Origin of the sequence: Prevotella sp. oral taxon 317 str. F0108, assembly GCF_000162415.1 — a bacterium.
Classification (GTDB): Bacteria; Bacteroidota; Bacteroidia; order Bacteroidales; family Bacteroidaceae; genus Prevotella; species Prevotella conceptionensis.
Map to the genome: position 1 here is coordinate 426,489 of NZ_GG740072.1, position 16,274 is coordinate 442,762.

Annotated in this window: 13 protein-coding genes; 9 read left to right on the forward strand and 4 right to left on the reverse strand. The window is 47.2% G+C overall.

All coding sequences use genetic code 11. From position 1 onward, the window contains the following. Positions 1 to 167: 167 nt before the first annotated feature. The gene (locus tag HMPREF0670_RS01480) at positions 168 to 716 is read right to left on the reverse strand and encodes a peroxiredoxin family protein (protein ID WP_009229389.1); all 549 of its coding nucleotides are present in this window, start codon (positions 714 to 716) and stop codon (positions 168 to 170) included. Between the two features lie 1,372 nt (positions 717 to 2,088). On the opposite strand from HMPREF0670_RS01480, the gene HMPREF0670_RS01490 reads away from it, so the two are divergent. The 3 genes from HMPREF0670_RS01490 to HMPREF0670_RS01500 all read left to right on the forward strand — a co-directional run bounded on the left by HMPREF0670_RS01490 (position 2,089) and on the right by HMPREF0670_RS01500 (position 6,399). Beyond that, positions 2,089 to 2,766, forward strand: coding sequence for an OmpA family protein (locus HMPREF0670_RS01490; RefSeq protein WP_009229390.1), 678 nt, complete (start codon positions 2,089 to 2,091; stop codon positions 2,764 to 2,766). A gap of 391 nt (positions 2,767 to 3,157) precedes the next feature. Then, complete coding sequence (mtgA, locus tag HMPREF0670_RS01495) at positions 3,158 to 3,895, forward strand: monofunctional biosynthetic peptidoglycan transglycosylase (protein WP_044077590.1); 738 nt, start codon at positions 3,158 to 3,160, stop codon at positions 3,893 to 3,895. Positions 3,896 to 3,927: 32 nt separating this feature from the next. Beyond that, entirely contained in the window at positions 3,928 to 6,399 is a 2,472-nt protein-coding gene (locus tag HMPREF0670_RS01500; RefSeq protein ID WP_009229392.1) for an ATP-dependent helicase, read from the forward strand. Positions 6,400 to 6,768: 369 nt separating this feature from the next. Here the strand turns inward: HMPREF0670_RS01500 and HMPREF0670_RS01505 are convergent, their stop codons facing one another. The 3 genes from HMPREF0670_RS01505 to HMPREF0670_RS01515 all read right to left on the reverse strand — a co-directional run bounded on the left by HMPREF0670_RS01505 (position 6,769) and on the right by HMPREF0670_RS01515 (position 10,300). After that, a complete protein-coding gene (locus HMPREF0670_RS01505) occupies positions 6,769 to 8,628 on the reverse strand; it encodes a M6 family metalloprotease domain-containing protein (protein ID WP_044077591.1) in 1,860 nt (619 codons plus the stop codon). A gap of 34 nt (positions 8,629 to 8,662) precedes the next feature. Beyond that, positions 8,663 to 9,445 (reverse strand): EFR1 family ferrodoxin, encoded by a 783-nt coding sequence (locus HMPREF0670_RS01510; RefSeq protein ID WP_009229394.1) that lies wholly within the window; start codon positions 9,443 to 9,445, stop codon positions 8,663 to 8,665. Positions 9,446 to 9,559: 114 nt separating this feature from the next. Continuing rightward, positions 9,560 to 10,300: a nicotinamidase gene (locus HMPREF0670_RS01515; protein WP_009229395.1), complete on the reverse strand. Its 741-nt coding sequence runs from the start codon at positions 10,298 to 10,300 to the stop codon at positions 9,560 to 9,562. Positions 10,301 to 10,731: 431 nt separating this feature from the next. Here HMPREF0670_RS01515 and HMPREF0670_RS01520 point away from each other — a divergent pair, with 431 nt between their 5' ends. The 6 genes from HMPREF0670_RS01520 to HMPREF0670_RS01545 form a co-directional block, all read left to right on the forward strand. After that, positions 10,732 to 12,006, forward strand: coding sequence for a nucleoside permease (locus tag HMPREF0670_RS01520; RefSeq protein ID WP_009229396.1), 1,275 nt, complete (start codon positions 10,732 to 10,734; stop codon positions 12,004 to 12,006). Beyond that, positions 12,003 to 12,557, forward strand: coding sequence for a bifunctional nuclease domain-containing protein (locus HMPREF0670_RS01525; RefSeq protein ID WP_009229397.1), 555 nt, complete (start codon positions 12,003 to 12,005; stop codon positions 12,555 to 12,557). Before HMPREF0670_RS01520 ends, HMPREF0670_RS01525 begins: the two co-directional genes overlap by 4 nt. Next, positions 12,554 to 13,276 carry an RsmE family RNA methyltransferase gene (locus tag HMPREF0670_RS01530; protein WP_009229398.1) on the forward strand — a complete coding sequence of 241 codons (723 nt, stop codon included), beginning with the start codon at positions 12,554 to 12,556 and terminating at the stop codon, positions 13,274 to 13,276. Before HMPREF0670_RS01525 ends, HMPREF0670_RS01530 begins: the two co-directional genes overlap by 4 nt. Before the next feature lie 8 nt (positions 13,277 to 13,284). After that, positions 13,285 to 14,637: a DUF4836 family protein gene (locus tag HMPREF0670_RS01535; RefSeq protein ID WP_009229399.1), complete on the forward strand. Its 1,353-nt coding sequence runs from the start codon at positions 13,285 to 13,287 to the stop codon at positions 14,635 to 14,637. Further along, positions 14,637 to 15,284 carry an ATP-binding cassette domain-containing protein gene (locus HMPREF0670_RS01540; RefSeq protein WP_009229400.1) on the forward strand — a complete coding sequence of 216 codons (648 nt, stop codon included), beginning with the start codon at positions 14,637 to 14,639 and terminating at the stop codon, positions 15,282 to 15,284. Before HMPREF0670_RS01535 ends, HMPREF0670_RS01540 begins: the two co-directional genes overlap by 1 nt. Further along, the coding region (locus HMPREF0670_RS01545) for a hypothetical protein (RefSeq protein ID WP_009229401.1) at positions 15,281 to 16,274 on the forward strand (994 nt) is incomplete at its 3' end. The genes HMPREF0670_RS01540 and HMPREF0670_RS01545, both read left to right, overlap by 4 nt.

Genomic DNA, 16,274 nt, shown 5'->3' on the forward strand with positions numbered 1-16,274 from the left:
CATGTAGGGTAGGGGCGTTGGCATGTATTCCATCTCCGTTGTGCCAGCCTAACCCCATGCTTGCAAGCAGCTATAAGAGCTTTGTGTTAGCTATTTCATTCAGTTCGCGAGTTGGCTCAATGGCACGTTTTCAAGGCCATTGTTCGTTTAGGATAGTGGCCAGTTGCTTATCGAAATAGTTGTTCTAGTTTTCTTTCGAGTTTCTTCCAAAGCACAGTTCCCATCACCACTTTGCCTTCGGGGTCTACAAGTACCATTGATGGAATCCACTTTACGCCATAGGTCTTTGATATATTGGCCTCGCGCATCTTCTTTAACTCACTGGCATGGGCATAGTTCATACCGTATTTCTCGATGGCGGCCTTCCACAAGGCGGCATCGACATCGAACGAAATTCCCACGAAGGCCACTCCCTTATCTTTAAACCTGTTGTACAGGTCAACGATGTTGGGCGCATCTTTGCGACAATCGGGACACCACGATGCCCAAAAGTCTAGCACAACATATTTGCCTTTAAACTGGCTAAGGCTCACTTTCATGCCGTCGGGTGAGGGAAGTTCGAAGTTGGGAGCAACCGTTCCGGGTTTCACCAGCTCGCTAGCGTATTGTGCATCATAGTCTACTTCCGTAGATTGTTGTGCCTTTGCAGTGTTGCTCCACAGCGAAAAGGCAACCAATAGGGCAGTGGTAGCCCTGCGTAAATGCTTTATGTTCATCTTGTAATGTTTTTAATTATGTGTTTGTGGACTTGCAAAAGTAATCTTTTTATTGCTTATTATGGCATTGTTACCGAAAAAATATCGAAGTCGCCTTGACTTTTAATATTTCAACAAAGTGAGCGGAGTGCAGGACAAGTCAACTCACTGACTTATTAACTCACTAAGGCCCAATAGCTCCCGAAGGCATCAACCCACCAGTTCACCAACTAATTAACTCGCAAACTCACAAACTCAAAAGCTCAAAACTCAATAACTCAAAACTCAATAACTCAAAACTCAATAACTCAAAACTCAATAACACACAAACTCACAAGCTCAAAAACTCATCAACTCACCTACCATCAACCCAAAAGCTCACCAACTCACCAACTCGTAAGCTCAACAACTCCCAAGCTCAACAACTCCCAAGCTCAACAACTCACCCACTCATCAACTCAAAAACTTAAATCGTTATCTTTAATTTTACAATACCGCTCTAATTTTCGCTCCATTCTAGCGAGAATGTTGGTTAAAAAGTAGGTAAAAGGTCGCTATTTTTCGCTTTTCACGTCTTGGGGGTTGTCTATTTTTAAGGCTATAACCTGCATTTTGCACCATTTTGCCTTTCTGTTTTGGTTGCCGGCTCGTATTTTTTCAACCCCAATTTGCCACTTTTAGCCCCTAAAACCCTACTTTTTAACGATTATTTTGCCCTTTTCAGCCATGTATTTCATGGTTCGTAAAGGTTTTGTTTATACAATTGCTGTGGATGTTTATGCTTTTTGTCTCGCATTTAGCACCAAAACACCTTGCATTTAGCACCAAAACGCCTTGTGTTTAGCACCAAAATGCGCTGCGTTTAGCACCAAAACGCACTCCATTTAGCGGCAAAATGCACTCCTTTTTGCTGCAAATAGCCCCGAAACAGGTGCAAATGGTGGCCTTTTCAAATATAAATTCATTTTGCCGCATGCACATGCTAACCCTATTTTGCATCAAAACAAACCTTCGCGAGAATCGATTTTTTGCGGCAAGTGGGCGATTGATGAACGAAAAGGCCACTCATAATGTTAAATTTCTTACTAAAAACTAGACAAGACAAATGTGCAGCAAACATACGCAAGTTGCCAATGGTGTGGAAAGCATGTAGGCTTGCGATGGCCAGCGTGAGCGGTTATAGGGCATGCTGCTCACTTACAATGGCAACAGCATCATGCAAACGCAGAAACTTATAGGCTCAAAAAATCACCATTTCCGCAACATTCACCCTTCGTCAACCGCCCACCCTGTTTGACTATTTCTATAAAAAATGTTGCCAATTGCGCAACAAGAGAATAAAAAGACGTACCTTTGCACAACGAATAACATTAGAAAACATAGTTAGAGATTTATGAAGAAGATGAAAGTTTTGACACTATTGATGTGTCTCGTGTTAGTGTTTGGCTGTAAAACCAAGCAAGGAACAGGAACCCTTATCGGTACTGGCGGCGGAGCACTCTTAGGTGCAGTAATTGGTAAAGTGGCAGGTAATACGGCTGTTGGTGCCGTTGTTGGTGCAACTGTAGGTGCCGCCACTGGTTCAATGATTGGTAAGCACATGGATAAGGTGGCTAAACGTACCGCCGAACAAGTGAAGAACGCCAAGGTAGAGGAGGTTACCGATGCCAACGGACTAAAAGCCGTGAAGGTGACATTCGACTCTGGTATTCTGTTTGCCACCAATAAGGCTACACTTAACCAATCTTCGAAAAACGAGTTGGCTAAGTTCTCGCAGGTGCTTAAAGAGAATAGGGACTGCCATGTGGACATCTATGGACACACCGACAATACGGGTAACGATGGCATCAATATCCCTTTGAGCAACAGTCGCGCACAGAGCGTTGTTAACTATCTCGCCAATTGTGGTGTTCCACGCAGCCAATTCCAAAAGGTTGAAGGCAAGGGAAGCTCTGACCCCGTTGCCAGCAACTCTACGGCTAGCGGCAGACAACAGAACCGCCGCGTAGAAGTTTACCTCTATGCTAGCAAGGCTATGATTGACGCCGCCAACAACGGAACGTTGAAGTAAGGCCTGCGCCAAAGCCATAAAAAGCTAAAAGGCGCGAAAGAAAAGCTGCATTGGCCAACATTCTCTGTGGGCGATGGCATCTTTTCTTTCGTGCCTTTCGGCTTTAACAAGGGTTATATAAGTAAACGCAATATGAGGGAAATCTAGCACAAGTGGCCGATGGAACACACTATAAGGATGGCTCTAAAAATTCCACGCCGTCGTTCAACCACACTTCAAGCAACGCTCTTTGCTGTATTTTTGCTTTTATCCGGCATCTTTCACTGGCCTTTTCGGTTGCATAGTCCACTATGCTCACGCAAAATGCAAGCGAAATTTGCTCAGATAAAGCCTAAAAATCCAGCAAAGATAATTTTTAGAACCAGCTTAAACGTTTATTGAAATGAATCTAATGAAAAAGAAAATATTTAAGGTTTTGCGGTGGACGGCCGCCCTGTTTTTCGGCTCTACCATCCTCTCGGTGGTGGTGTTGCGTTTTGTCCCCGTGTTTTTCACGCCATTGATGTTCATTCGTTGCGGCGAACAACTGCTCGACGGCAAAAGCCTTACCATGCACCACCATTGGGTTTCGCTAGAAAAGATTTCGCCACATCTGCCTGTGGCGGTGATGGGAAGTGAAGACCAACGTTTTTTGTTGCATCACGGGTTCGACTTTGCCGCCATTCAGAAAGCCGCTAAGCAAAACATGAGGGGTGGAAAGAAAATGGGTGCCAGCACAATTAGTCAGCAAACGGCCAAGAATGTGTTTCTATGGCCCGGCCGTTCGTGGATAAGAAAAGGTTTTGAAATGTACTTCACGGCACTTATCGAGCTGATGTGGAGCAAGCAACGCATTATGGAAGTGTACCTCAACTCTATCGAGATGGGCGACGGCATCTATGGTGCGGATGCTGTGGCCGAATACAACTTCGGCACTACTGCCGGCAATCTTAGTCGCGCTCAGTGTGCCCTTATCGCCGCAACACTACCCAATCCGCGAGTGTTTAGTTCCAAATATCCTTCGCCTTACATGCGCAAAAGGCAAAAACAGATTATGAAGAACATGCGCTTTATGCCTTCGTTCCCCAAGGAAGGCGAAGACTATAACCCCAATACTGCCAGTGGTGGCGTGTATCGGAAGAAGAAATAAGCAGGGGCGACAGCCCATACAACAAACCAAAGATGGATAATTTGCTCGATAAACTAAACGAAAGCCAGCGCGAGGCGGTGGTATATACCGATGGCCCGCAGCTGGTTATCGCCGGTGCAGGCTCTGGTAAGACGCGCGTTCTTACCTTTAAGATTGCCTATTTGTTGCAACAGGGGCTGAAACCTTGGAACATTTTGGCGCTTACTTTTACCAATAAGGCGGCCAACGAGATGAAGGCGCGCATTGGAAACCTCGTTGGACATGAAGGGGCCAAGCACCTTTTTATGGGTACTTTCCATTCTATCTTCTCGCGAATATTGCGCGTTGAGGCTCCTCGGATAGGTTTCTCGTCGAACTTCACCATCTACGATGAAACAGATTCGCGGTCGCTTATCAAAACTATCTGCAAGGAAATGCAGCTAGACGATAAGGTGTATAAGCCTGCAACGGTGCACGCACGCATATCAATGGCTAAGAACCACTTTATTCTTCCCGATGCTTACGCTGCCAATGCAGAGCTGATGCTGCGCGACACACGCGAACATTTGTCGGCCGTTCACAAGGTATATGCCACTTATATGCAGCGTTGCCGATTGGCTAACGCAATGGATTTCGACGACTTGCTGGTGCTTACTTACCGACTTTTTGCCGAACACGAGGATGTGAGAAAGGAGTATGCAGGGCGTTTTCAGTATGTGTTGGTAGACGAGTACCAAGACACTAATCACGTTCAGCAACTTATTGTGACGTTGTTGACGAAAGAACACCGCCGAATCTGTGTGGTGGGCGACGATGCACAGAGTATTTATGGATTTCGAGGTGCCGACATCGACAACATATTAGACTTCCAACAGCAGTTCCCAGAGGCACGTCTCTTTAAGTTGGAGCAAAATTATCGCTCCACACAAAACATCGTAAAGGCAGCCAACAGCCTTATCAGCCATAACCAAAGGCAGATAAAGAAAGATGTGTTTAGTGAGAATGATGCGGGCGAGAAATTAATGCTGAAACCCGTTTATTCGGATAAGGAAGAGGCGTTGGTGGTGTGTAACGACATCAAGCGCATCATGAACGACGAGCAAGGAGCGTATAGCGACTTTGCCATATTGTACCGAACAAATTCGCAAAGCCGCTCGTTCGAGGAAGAGTTGCGCCGACAAAGTATCCCTTATCGTATCTACGGAGGATTGAGTTTTTACCAAAGAAAGGAGATAAAAGACATTATCGCCTATTTCAGACTGGTGATGAACGTTGACGATGAGGAGGCTTTTAAGCGCATCGTGAACTATCCTGCCCGTGGAATTGGCAACACCAGGCTGGCCAAAGTTACTATGGCGGCACAGCAAAACGGAGTGAGTTGTTGGGAGATATTGTCCAATCCTGCCCACTATCAGCTTGATGTGAACAAGGGAACATGGACCAAGTTGCAAAAGTTTCGCGACATGGTGAATACCTTTGTGGCCGAACTTGCAACCTTGGATGCCTACGAGTTGGGGATGAAAATCATCAAAGAGAGTGGCATTCAGGCCGACCTTTATGCTACTAGCGATGCTGATAGCCTTACGCGACAAGAAAACTTGCAGGAGTTTGTGGGCGGACTAAGGGAGTTTGTAGACATTAGGCGCGAGGAAGGTAACGAAGGTGAGGTGTTCTTAAACGACTATTTACAAGAGGTTTCGTTACTTTCTGACCTTGATAGTGAGGGCGACGACGAGAGTAGGGTGGTGTTAATGACCGTCCATTCGGCCAAGGGGTTGGAGTTCCCTACGGTGTTTGTCGTGGGATTGGAGGAGAATATCTTTCCAAGTCCGCGGTCTACCGACTCGCCCCGACAGCTTGAAGAAGAACGTCGACTGCTTTATGTGGCCATCACTCGTGCCGAAAGGCATTGTATATTGACGTGTGCCAAGAACCGTTATCGCTTTGGACGAATGGAGTTCGACACGCCCAGCCGTTTTATTCGCGACATAGACCCTAGCTTATTGAATGTTCAGAACCCTATGGCCGACTTCTCTAAGCCGCGGTTAGAACGCAGTTTGTTGTCAGACGAACTGCCTTCGGCACGCTATAACGGGGGTAGGAGTGCCAGGGAATCGGGTGAAAGGCGTTTTGATAACCCACGTTTTCTTAACTCACGACCTGTTGCGAGTCAGTTCATGGCCGACCCAATACCCAACCCTGCGCGTCCTAGAAAACCCGAACCTGCGGTAGACCCGCTGTCAGAAGGCTTTAAAAAGAGGCTTGCAGCTAGTGGTGCGAACCTAAAAAAGGTGTCTGAGGCCATTTCTCATTCGTCGTCCGGCTCTGCACCTGCGGAAGTTATGCACGATGCAGGAGGCAAGGAAATTATAGAGGGCTGTGTTATTGAACACGAAAGGTTTGGTATCGGCACGATTGAAAGGCTTGAAGAAACGGGCGAAAACGCTCGTATGACAGTTAACTTTAAACATGCTGGCTCAAAAAAACTGCTCTTGAAGTTTGCAAAATTTAAAGTGATAGGGTAGGGCGAGCGAAAAAATAAAGGCGTCTGAACCTGCGATGTGTATGCGATAGTTCGCACTTCGCACAGGTTCAGACGCCTTTGTTATGACTGTTTGTTAGTGGTAAGGGGGCTTAGGTATGGCCGGTTAACTCGTAAGTTTGTTGATTTATAAACGCGCTATCCCATCAACGGGGAAACAAAACTGCTTACAAGCTTATAATCTTACTTACGCATGAGCTCACCAGCTTACAAACTCATAAACTTGCTTGCTCATAAACTCACTTGCTTACAAGCTTATGAACTCACCAGCTTATGAAACTCATAAACTTGCTTGCTTATAAACTCACTTGCTTACAAGCTCACAAGCTCATAAACTCACCCGCTCATAAACTTACCTGCTAACCACTACTTTCTTCTTACCTTTTATATATACGCCCTTGGGCAAAGCTTTGAGATTGGTGCCCACATAGCGGCCATCGATGGTGTAAATTCTTTCTTCATTGTTGTTTTCCGTAACACTTTCGGGTTGCTCGATGCCAGTAGACGTTTGGTCTTTAAGGAAATCGAAGGTAACAATACCGTTTTTCAATGCGATGTTATAGATGGGCTTGTTAAGCATTCCACCCGTCCACGGCGCATAGTTCACCATGTTTTGGGCATCGGTAAGGCGATTAACGTTGCTCTTTCCAGGGTAAAGGTCACCTGCAAGCTGTTCGTCGTACTGTTGTTTCTTCATGTAAGGCGCGGTAAGATTGCTGCTGTTTGGTACCTTTCTATACGAAGATGGCAAGTAACCGTCGGCAGGAACGATGGTCATTCGGGGGTGTTTCTTGATGTTGTTCACCGAGTTGTCGCCTCCATGAAACACAGAGAAGGCCCGTGGCTCGTACTCTACGTGGCTTACCATCATGCCAGAGGCAGGCAATTTCTTATTCCAGCCCTTAGCTTGGATATTCTCAACGATGTAATATTCGTTGCCGCTGGTATTCTTGTCGTTCTTAATTCGATAGGCCTTTCCGCCTTCGTCGATGCTTTTCAACTCCACTTTACCTTCCTTCGTAAGTGTTTCGATGGTTAGCCAACCCATCTTTTCGCGTTCCCATGCGGTGTAAGCCGTGGGCGAGTAGCCATTATAAAGGTATATGCCATTGTCCATCACGTCCCATTCTTCCATGCCTTGGTTGTCGTAGGCATCGAAATCTTGTTTGTCATTGGCAGTAGTCCATTGTGGACTGACTGTTGGGTAGAAGTCGGGTAGGCCCATGCAATGCGAAAATTCGTGGCAGAAAAGTCCCACGCCATTGATGAGTAGGCCGCTTTTAGAGTTATAATTCCCATCCGGACGACCATTTAATTCGTTGCTTATACCAGCCAAACGCACATATTTTCCGTCTTTCTTAATATCTGTTCCGCAAACAAATGCCTTCGGCCAAAGCGTAGAGTCGATGCTCGAAACGCTCTCGCCATAGCCTGCATAGATAATATAAACAAGGTCTACGTTGCCATCCTTATCGGCATCATACTTTGAAAAGTCTAGCGAATCGTCCATCATGGTACAAGCTTCGGACACTAATTCACGGTATCTTTCCATCGAAGAACTGCCTTCGCCGTAATAAGCGACATTCTTGGGCATGGTTATTGGACCATAAAGGTCGAATTGTGGCTTGAACTTTCCGCCGCTCATGTCGCTGAAATACCTCTTAACGCTACCCGTGTTGCGGTCTTCTGCGTTTCCAAAGTCTTGGTGCTTGTTGGCCATACTATTAAGGTATTGGTTGAAAGCTTTGCGTGGTTGAACCTTGAATGGCCTGTTGGCGAACTGCACGAGCAACACAATTGCGCGTGGTGAGCCTGTATGGGGGAAGAAACTTGTTGAGCTTTTGCCGCCAAATCCGCGTGTGGCAGCTAGGCGTTCTGGGCGTGTGTTAACGGTAAGAAAAGCCTTAACATCTTGCTTTTTGCATAGAGATTGTTCGGCGGAACTACGTTTGTCGGCATCGTGAGCCAACGTTCCCGACGATGAAAGCATGCCATTTGTATCAATGTTAGCTATGTAATAGCCGTTTCCCACTTGTTTAAGAACCACGCCGTCGAGTGTGGAAACCCAGTTAAAGTCGGCATCTCCGTTGATGCGAACAGTGAGTTGGGTGCCGTCTGGCTGACTAACAGTGATGGGGTAGGGCCATCCTTTGGAGGCATGGCTTGCCAAATGGCACAACAATGTGATGAGAATAAGTACCGTTTTCTTCATTTTCTAATTCTTTTTTATAGTTATATGGTATTAGTTATAATTGGTTTCTACCATACCAGTATTGCCCTTTCTTCTTGGTTTGTCTGCCAAACTCTATGGCATGTTGTGGACAGTGGTGGTAGCAAGCAAAGCAAGTAAGACAGCTGCCATTGTGTTTCCACGTTGGCTCTTGTCCCTTTCCGCCCTCGATGTCGGCTGTTGGACACACCTCGGCACATACTCCGCAACGCACGCAGCGGTTAGTTTCAACCCGAAAGGCCTTGTCGTTGACGAGCTTTCGTTCGAAAAACTCGCCGATAACACGGCTGTTTATGCGTGGCCAGCGACCCACGTTGGGTTCTTTTTCCACCTTTTCTGCCTCGTTAATCTGTGCAACGATGCTCGTTAGGTGTATCTTGGCCTGATTCTTTTTCTCCCTTTCTTTCTCGATGGTGTCTACATCCATGAATGGTAGACCCACGTAACTCTCTGGCATGAGCAGCGAAAACACCGCATCTAAGTGCAGCGAACGTTGCGCCAGGGCATGGCGAAAAATGCGCATACTCTCGCCCGTGGTGTCGCCAGCTGTACAAAGTGCGAAACAATAATGGCCCTCGGCGTTGGCAATGCTTAGCTTTTTGATAAACCGACGTACCAAAACGGGAGGTCGCCAAGCGTGTACGGGAAAGCAAAAGCCAATGCGCTCGCCAGCAGCAAGCGTGTAATGGCATTGTCCTTCCATTGCATCGGGGATGAAAATAAGGCGTTCGCCTGTCTTTTCCGATAGCTGTTGAGCGGCCCAACGGGTGTTGCCCGTGGCCGAGAAGTAGAATATCATTAGGCAAAGTTACTACTTTTCGCCGTTATAGTCAAATTTTGTGTAACGTTTTTGCTTACAAATTGCACTCGTAAGGTGGCGTTTCGTGTTGGTTTGAACTATTCCGTTTGGGCTTTAAATTCTCTTTGCGCCGAATGTGTTTAGGCAGTCTTCGTAGATGGCGAGATTGTCGGATTGCGGGTTGATAGCCGCCATACCAGCATCGAAAAAGCGTAGTTTGCCTTCGAAACGTGGGTCGTTGCGCATGTCTTTCACCGATTCGGCCACGCAATAGTCCTTTGCAAAGCCGCATACAACTACTTCGTCGTATTGCGCTAGCTGGTCTAGAACTTGCATTCCGTGTTCGTTGGGCGTGCGTTCGTTTACGTACGAGAAGATAGAAAACATCTCTGCATCGGCATATTCGCCCTTTTGGTAAACGTGTAGTGGGCGTTGGCCGTGGTGTAAGTTGTCCCAAGCGTTCACGGCTTGTACCAAAACGTCGGGGAATGCCCATCCCCACGAACCTATCAGGCAATGTTCGGGCCACAACGTGTGCACCCTTCCTTTGCTTTCCATTGCTCGGAGATAGTTCAAAGTCTGCTCTTTGGTGGCGAATGTGGGTGAGATAACGCCTCGCTCCACGTCTTCAGAGCGCACGTTGGCAAAAGGTTTCACGCCCTCGCCCTGCCAGTAGGCGCAGTGTCCTACGTGGTAACGTCGGTGTGTGTCTTGCGATATGGCGATGCCCTCCGGGTTATTTTCCTCAATATAATGGGCAATGGCCTTTAAAGCCTTGTCGGCGTGGGGCACGTAAAGACTGCCGCGGCTGTCGGCAAAGTCGTTGTTGGGGTCGATGATGAGTAGCATTTGCATGGGTTGTTTAATATCTTAAATTAGCGGATGTTTTGTTCTTCTAATAATGTTGGGGCTTGGAGGATAATGGGTTATCCCCTGTTTCCACTTGTCAGAAACGTCGCTTGTCTTAACGCAGAAAGCGAGGTATGGCTTGGCATTCCGACACCTTGCAAAGTTAGTTATAAATTCTGATAACTTCACATCTTAACGCTATAATATTGTATTGCACAGGATTTTCAGTTCGCTTTTGTTTGGTAGGCGCATAAATTTTGTCCATCCTGCAAATGCAAATCGTTCACTTTACGCCTTAAATAAAGCGCACTGAATACGTTTGGATAAAGCCTGAATAACCCATGAAAGGTATTTTTTTGAGCCATCCTAAAAAAAAGAGTTCAAGTTTGTTGTATCTCAACATTAATTCATAACTTTGTATGAAAATACTTACTATCATGAATCTGAAAATACGCTTGTCGCTGATGAACTTCCTCGAATTTGCTGTTTGGGGAGCTTATCTCACCTCAATGGGGACTTATTTGGTAAAAATCGGAATGGCCGACCAAATTGGTTGGTTCTATGCCGTGCAGGGTATTGTATCTATTTTCATGCCTGCCATCATGGGTATAGTGGCCGACCGCTGGGTGCCTGCCCAACGATTGCTGGGCTTATGCCATCTGTTGGCCGCCCTCTTCATGTTTGCCACGGCCTATTACGGCTATGTGGCTATGGGCGAAGTGGCAGTTGGAACCTCCGTTGCAGGCACTTTCGCAGGTTCGATGATATTTCCCCTTTATAGTTTAAGCGTAGCTTTCTATATGCCCACGCTGGCTTTAAGCAACTCTGTGGCTTATACGGGGCTGAACCAAGCAGGCATGGACACCGTGAAAGATTTCCCGCCGATACGCGTTTTTGGCACAATCGGATTTATTTGCACCATGTGGTTTGTTGATTTGATGGGGTTCCAGCCCAACCAAAACCAATTCGTGGTGTCGGGAATATTCAGCATCATCCTCTTTTTATATAGCTTTACGTTGCCCACATGTCCCACATCGAGTGGCACTGAGCGTAAAAGCATTGCCGACCAGCTGGGGTTGCGCGCCTTCTCGCTGTTCAAACAGAAAAAGATGGCCATCTTCTTTTTCTTCTCCATGCTGCTGGGCGTCAGCTTACAAATCACCAATGGCTTTGCCAACCCCTTTATAACAAGTTTCGAAAGCATACCCGAATATGCCGACACCTTTGGCGTAAACCATGCCAACATACTTATTTCGCTGTCGCAAATCAGCGAAACCTGCTGTATTTTGCTCATTCCCTTCTTCATGAAACGTTTCGGAATAAAGAACGTTATGCTCATAGCCATGTTTGCATGGGTACTCCGTTTCGGTCTGTTTGGCTTGGGTAATCCTGGCAATGGCGTATGGCTCTTCGTGCTTTCGATGATTGTTTACGGAGTGGCATTCGACTTTTTCAACATCTCTGGTTCATTGTTCGTAGACAAATCCACCGATGCGCACATGCGTTCTAGTGCGCAAGGGCTGTTTATGTTGATGACTAACGGCATTGGCGCAACGGTTGGCACGCTGAGCGCACAAGCCATTGTTAACCATTTTACCGTAGACGGAGTGACCGATTGGCAAACCTGCTGGTATGTATTTGCCGCATACGCCCTCGTTGTGGGTGTGGCCTTTGCCTTGGTTTTCCGCCCTAAGGGAATAGACAAAAAATGAAATCGAAGATAAAACTAATATTCAACAATGTTGCCGAGATTGTAGGTAACGAGCGTCTCGGCTTACTTGCACTCACTGATGAGGCTCAAACGATGGAGTTGCTCATCCCTTGCGACAGGGAAATGAAAGAACAACTGGGGCTGCGGCTTAACCATTTGCCCATCACCAAGATGCTTTTGCCCGAAGTTTTGTGGCAGTTGGTGCGCTCGCACACCGATGTAGACTTCGAAATAATCATCGACGACATCATTGACGGCCAATATCGGGTGTTGCTTTACAACACCTTAACCCTCGAACCCATAAAGCTTAGGGCCAGCGATGCCGTGTTGCTTTCTGTCATTGGCAACATACCTATATATATAGAGACCTCTCTGATGGCGCGCCAGGGTACAGCTTTCAACAAGAACGCTACGGGTGCGTCGCTCCCGATAAACATACTAGACAACAAAATGATAGAAGATGCCCTTGCCAAAGCCATTAAAGACGAAAACTACGAACTGGCATCGCGCATCAGCGAAGAAATAAAACGAAGGAAAGACAAGCAAAAATGAAGGAGACGCGCTATTTCTATGTTCCCGATGCAGCAAGCACCAACGAGTTGCCTGCCGAAGAGGCGGCGCACGCTTCAAGGGTGTTGCGCTTGGAAAGTGGCGACGAGGTGTTTCTGATAGACGGCACTGGCTGTTTCTTCAAGGCGCAACTCACCCTCGTAACAAAGGGCAGATGTCTTTACGACATTGTGGAACGATTGCCGCAAGAAAAAACATGGAACGGCCGAATAGCCGTGGCAATGGCTCCAACAAAGGTTATAGACAGGGTGGAATGGACCTTGGAAAAGGCCACGGAGATAGGCATTGACGAGTTTTCGTTGCTTAATTGCGCCTTCTCCGAACGCAGAAACGTCAAGTTAGAAAGGCTGGATAAGATTGTCGTTGCAGCCGTTAAGCAAAGCAGAAAGGCTTGGAAACCGCTGTTGAACGACCTCCAACCTTTCGAAAACTTTGTGAAACAGCCACGAAAGGGAGCCAAGTACATTGCCCATTGCTATGCCGAGATTGATAAAAAAGACTTGTATGGCGAGTTGTTGCAGCTAAATGGCGATGAGGAAGTAACCATACTCATTGGGCCAGAGGGCGACTTTTCCATCGACGAGGTGCGTTTGGCGATGAGTAAAGGTTACGTTCCCATTTCGCTTGGCCAAAGCAGATTGCGGACAGAGACTGCTGCCCTGGCCGCAACAATGATTGCTCAACTTGCATTTAGGAAATAAACGATAAGATGAAAGATATTATAGGAGTGTTGTTCTCGCTGGTTGTGCTGTTGGTTTCGTGCTCGAAAGCCAATTATGTACAGTCTATACCCAAAAGCAGCATGGCTGTTATGGCGATAGATGCGCCCAAGTTGGGTAAGGACTTGAAGGCAGAAAACATCCTGAAAACATTTATTGGGGCAGACAACAACGTGGCCGATTGCGGAATAGACCTATCTTCAAAGCTGTATCTTTTTGAGGCGGCAGACATGAATTTCGGGCTTTGCGCGAAGGTAGACGACGTTTCTAAACTTGCTGCCACCTTTGATGCGCTTGTGCAAAAGGGAACGGCAGTGGCAGGAAAAGAACGCAAAGGATGCCAATTTTATACCGTTAACAACGTTTGGGCTGTGGGTTTTAACGACGATGCCCTGCTGGTGATGGGGCCGCAACCGCTTGCCGTGCAGCCCGACTTACAGTTGCGTATGGCCAAGTTGCTCAACATCGACCCCAAAAAAGAAGACCGTCAATCGCCTTTGCTGGCCTCGGTAGACGCCATTGATGCGCCAATGGCTCTTGTTGCGCGACTTGATGCACTGCCCGAAAACGTTGCGCTGCCCTTTACTTTGGGCTTGCCAAAGCGCGTAAACCTGTCGCAAGTGGTGTTGAAGGCGGGTTTGCATTTCTCGGGAAACGCTCTTTTGATGAAAGGCGAAACCTTTTCGTACAACCAAACGATTGACGAGTCCTTGAAACGAGTGGCTAATGCCTACCGTCCCATTGGCGAAACCTTCTTGAAAGACGCAACTTCGCCAGCCGCACTCACCCTTTTTGCCAACATGGAAGGCGACAAATTGTTGGGCATTGTGCGAGATAACGTTGTGTTGTCTGTCATGCTTACTGGGCTGAACACGGCCATCGACATGGACAACATCATCCGAAGTATCGACGGAAACATCATCATTTCTACCTCCACTTATGCCAGCGGACAAGCCTATCTCTCGATGAAAGCTCAGATAAAGGCCACCAATTGGCTGATGGATGTAGGTTATTGGAAACGTTCTTGTCCGCCAGGCTCTACCATTTACGATGCTGGCCCTCGCGCTTACGTCTTCGACAACGGCAGTTATAAATACTATTTCGGGTTAAAACCCGACAGCAGTTTCTATTGTTTGCCTCATCCGCCTTTTCAACAACCCGTTTCGGCTACGGTCAACGGCCAAGTATCGCCAAGCGTGGCTAACGAAATACGTGGAAAACGGCTTGCCCTAGTCTTCAACTTAGACGCTTTGGTCGGCACGAGGGGCATCAAAACCAATAGCTTGGCCACGGTGAAGAGTTATTTGGGAGGGGTAAACACAATCGTTTATATATTAGAATGATGAACAGTATTAGCTTTGAACAAGTTACGCCGCACGTGTTCTTGCAACGCGAAAACCTGCAATCGGATGTGTGGCAACAGCCCAATCTGAGGTTCGAAAAAGGCAAATTCTACCTTGTTGAGGCTCAAAGCGGCCTCGGAAAAAGCACCTTTTGCAGTTACATCTTGGGCTATCGGCAAGATTACGAAGGTGTGGTGAAGTTCGACGAAACGGATATCAGCCTGCTCTCCACTGCCGATTGGGTGAACGTTCGTCAACGAAACGTAAGTCAGTTGTTCCAAGAATTGCGGCTGTTTCCCGAACTAACGGCCTTGGAGAACGTGATGCTGAAGAACCAACTTACCCATTTTAAGACCGAAACCGAGATACGTGCGTGGTTCGAGCAACTAGGAATTGCCGACAAGATAAACACGAGGGTGGGGAAGATGTCTTTCGGACAGCGACAGCGCGTGGCTACATTGCGTGCCCTGGTGCAGCCTTTCGACTTCCTCTTAGCCGACGAACCCATTAGTCATCTCGACGACTTTAATGCCGACACGCTTGGCGAACTGATGGCAGCCGAGGCTAAGGCGCAAGGCGCGGCACTGATAGTAACAAGCATTGGCAAGCATCCAAACTTGCAATACGATAAAATTCTGAAACTATGAAACTGGTTTGGAAATTACTTCGCCAACATATCAGTTGGCCACAGTTCGTTGGTTTCTTCTTCGCCAACCTCTTCGGCATGACCATTGTGCTGCTTGGCTACCAGCTATATTGTGACATCTTGCCCATCTTTACGGCTAATGACAGCTTTTTAAAGGCCGATTACCTTGTGGTTAGCAAGAAAATAGGCATGGCTAACGCCTTGGGGCAGCAACATTCGGGCTTTTCGAAAGACGAGATAGCCGACCTACAAGCCCAACCTTTCGTTAAAGGCGTGGGACAGTTCACCTCTACGGCTTACAAGGCAGAGGCAACGATGGGCGTTAGCGGCATGAAGATACTTAACTCTGAATTGTTTTTCGAAAGCGTTCCCGACCCATTCGTTGATGTTTCGCTCGATAATTGGCACTATACGCCAGGCGATAGCTTGGTGCCGGTTATCCTTCCGCGAAGTTATATTGCCATGTACAACTTCGGTTTCGCCCAAAACCATTCGTTGCCCAAAATAAACGAAGGGCTCGTAGGCATGATAGACTTGCACATTCAGGTGCAGGGCAAGGGCGGACAAGGTTATTTCAAGGGAAAAGTCATCGGCTTTTCGTCTAAGCTTAACACCATTCTTGTTCCCCAATCGTTCATGACATGGAGCAACAGTCACTTCTCGCCCGATAGCGAGATGCCTCCATCGCGACTTATATTAGACGTTACCAATCCTGCCGACCAGCGTATCGGGACCTATCTCGAAGACCATAACTACGAGTTGGAAGACAACAATCTCGATGCCGAGAAAACCACTTACTTCCTCAAACTCATGGTTACGTTGGTTATGGGTGTAGGTGTGGTTATTTCCGCACTAAGCTTTTATGTGCTGTTGTTGAGCATCTATCTGCTTGTTCAGAAAAACACCACCAAGCTACAAAACCTCTTGCTCATTGGTTATAGTCCTTCGCGCGTGGCGTTGCCTTACCAGATGCTCACCCTCGCACTTAACT

Excerpts from the sequence above, each read along its gene's own strand:
- HMPREF0670_RS01515 (WP_009229395.1), bottom strand. The coding sequence starts at position 10,300 with ATGCAAATGCTACTCATCATCGACCCCAACAACGACTTTGCCGACAGC.
- HMPREF0670_RS01535 (WP_009229399.1), top strand. The coding sequence starts at position 13,285 with ATGAAAGATATTATAGGAGTGTTGTTCTCGCTGGTTGTGCTGTTGGTT.
- HMPREF0670_RS01525 (WP_009229397.1), top strand. The coding sequence starts at position 12,003 with ATGAAATCGAAGATAAAACTAATATTCAACAATGTTGCCGAGATTGTA.
- HMPREF0670_RS01505 (WP_044077591.1), bottom strand. The coding sequence starts at position 8,628 with ATGAAGAAAACGGTACTTATTCTCATCACATTGTTGTGCCATTTGGCA.
- HMPREF0670_RS01490 (WP_009229390.1), top strand. The coding sequence starts at position 2,089 with ATGAAGAAGATGAAAGTTTTGACACTATTGATGTGTCTCGTGTTAGTG.
- HMPREF0670_RS01530 (WP_009229398.1), top strand. The coding sequence starts at position 12,554 with ATGAAGGAGACGCGCTATTTCTATGTTCCCGATGCAGCAAGCACCAAC.
- mtgA (WP_044077590.1), top strand. The coding sequence starts at position 3,158 with ATGAAAAAGAAAATATTTAAGGTTTTGCGGTGGACGGCCGCCCTGTTT.
- HMPREF0670_RS01540 (WP_009229400.1), top strand. The coding sequence starts at position 14,637 with ATGAACAGTATTAGCTTTGAACAAGTTACGCCGCACGTGTTCTTGCAA.
- HMPREF0670_RS01510 (WP_009229394.1), bottom strand. The coding sequence starts at position 9,445 with ATGATATTCTACTTCTCGGCCACGGGCAACACCCGTTGGGCCGCTCAA.
- HMPREF0670_RS01500 (WP_009229392.1), top strand. The coding sequence starts at position 3,928 with ATGGATAATTTGCTCGATAAACTAAACGAAAGCCAGCGCGAGGCGGTG.
- HMPREF0670_RS01520 (WP_009229396.1), top strand. The coding sequence starts at position 10,732 with ATGAATCTGAAAATACGCTTGTCGCTGATGAACTTCCTCGAATTTGCT.
- HMPREF0670_RS01480 (WP_009229389.1), bottom strand. The coding sequence starts at position 716 with ATGAACATAAAGCATTTACGCAGGGCTACCACTGCCCTATTGGTTGCC.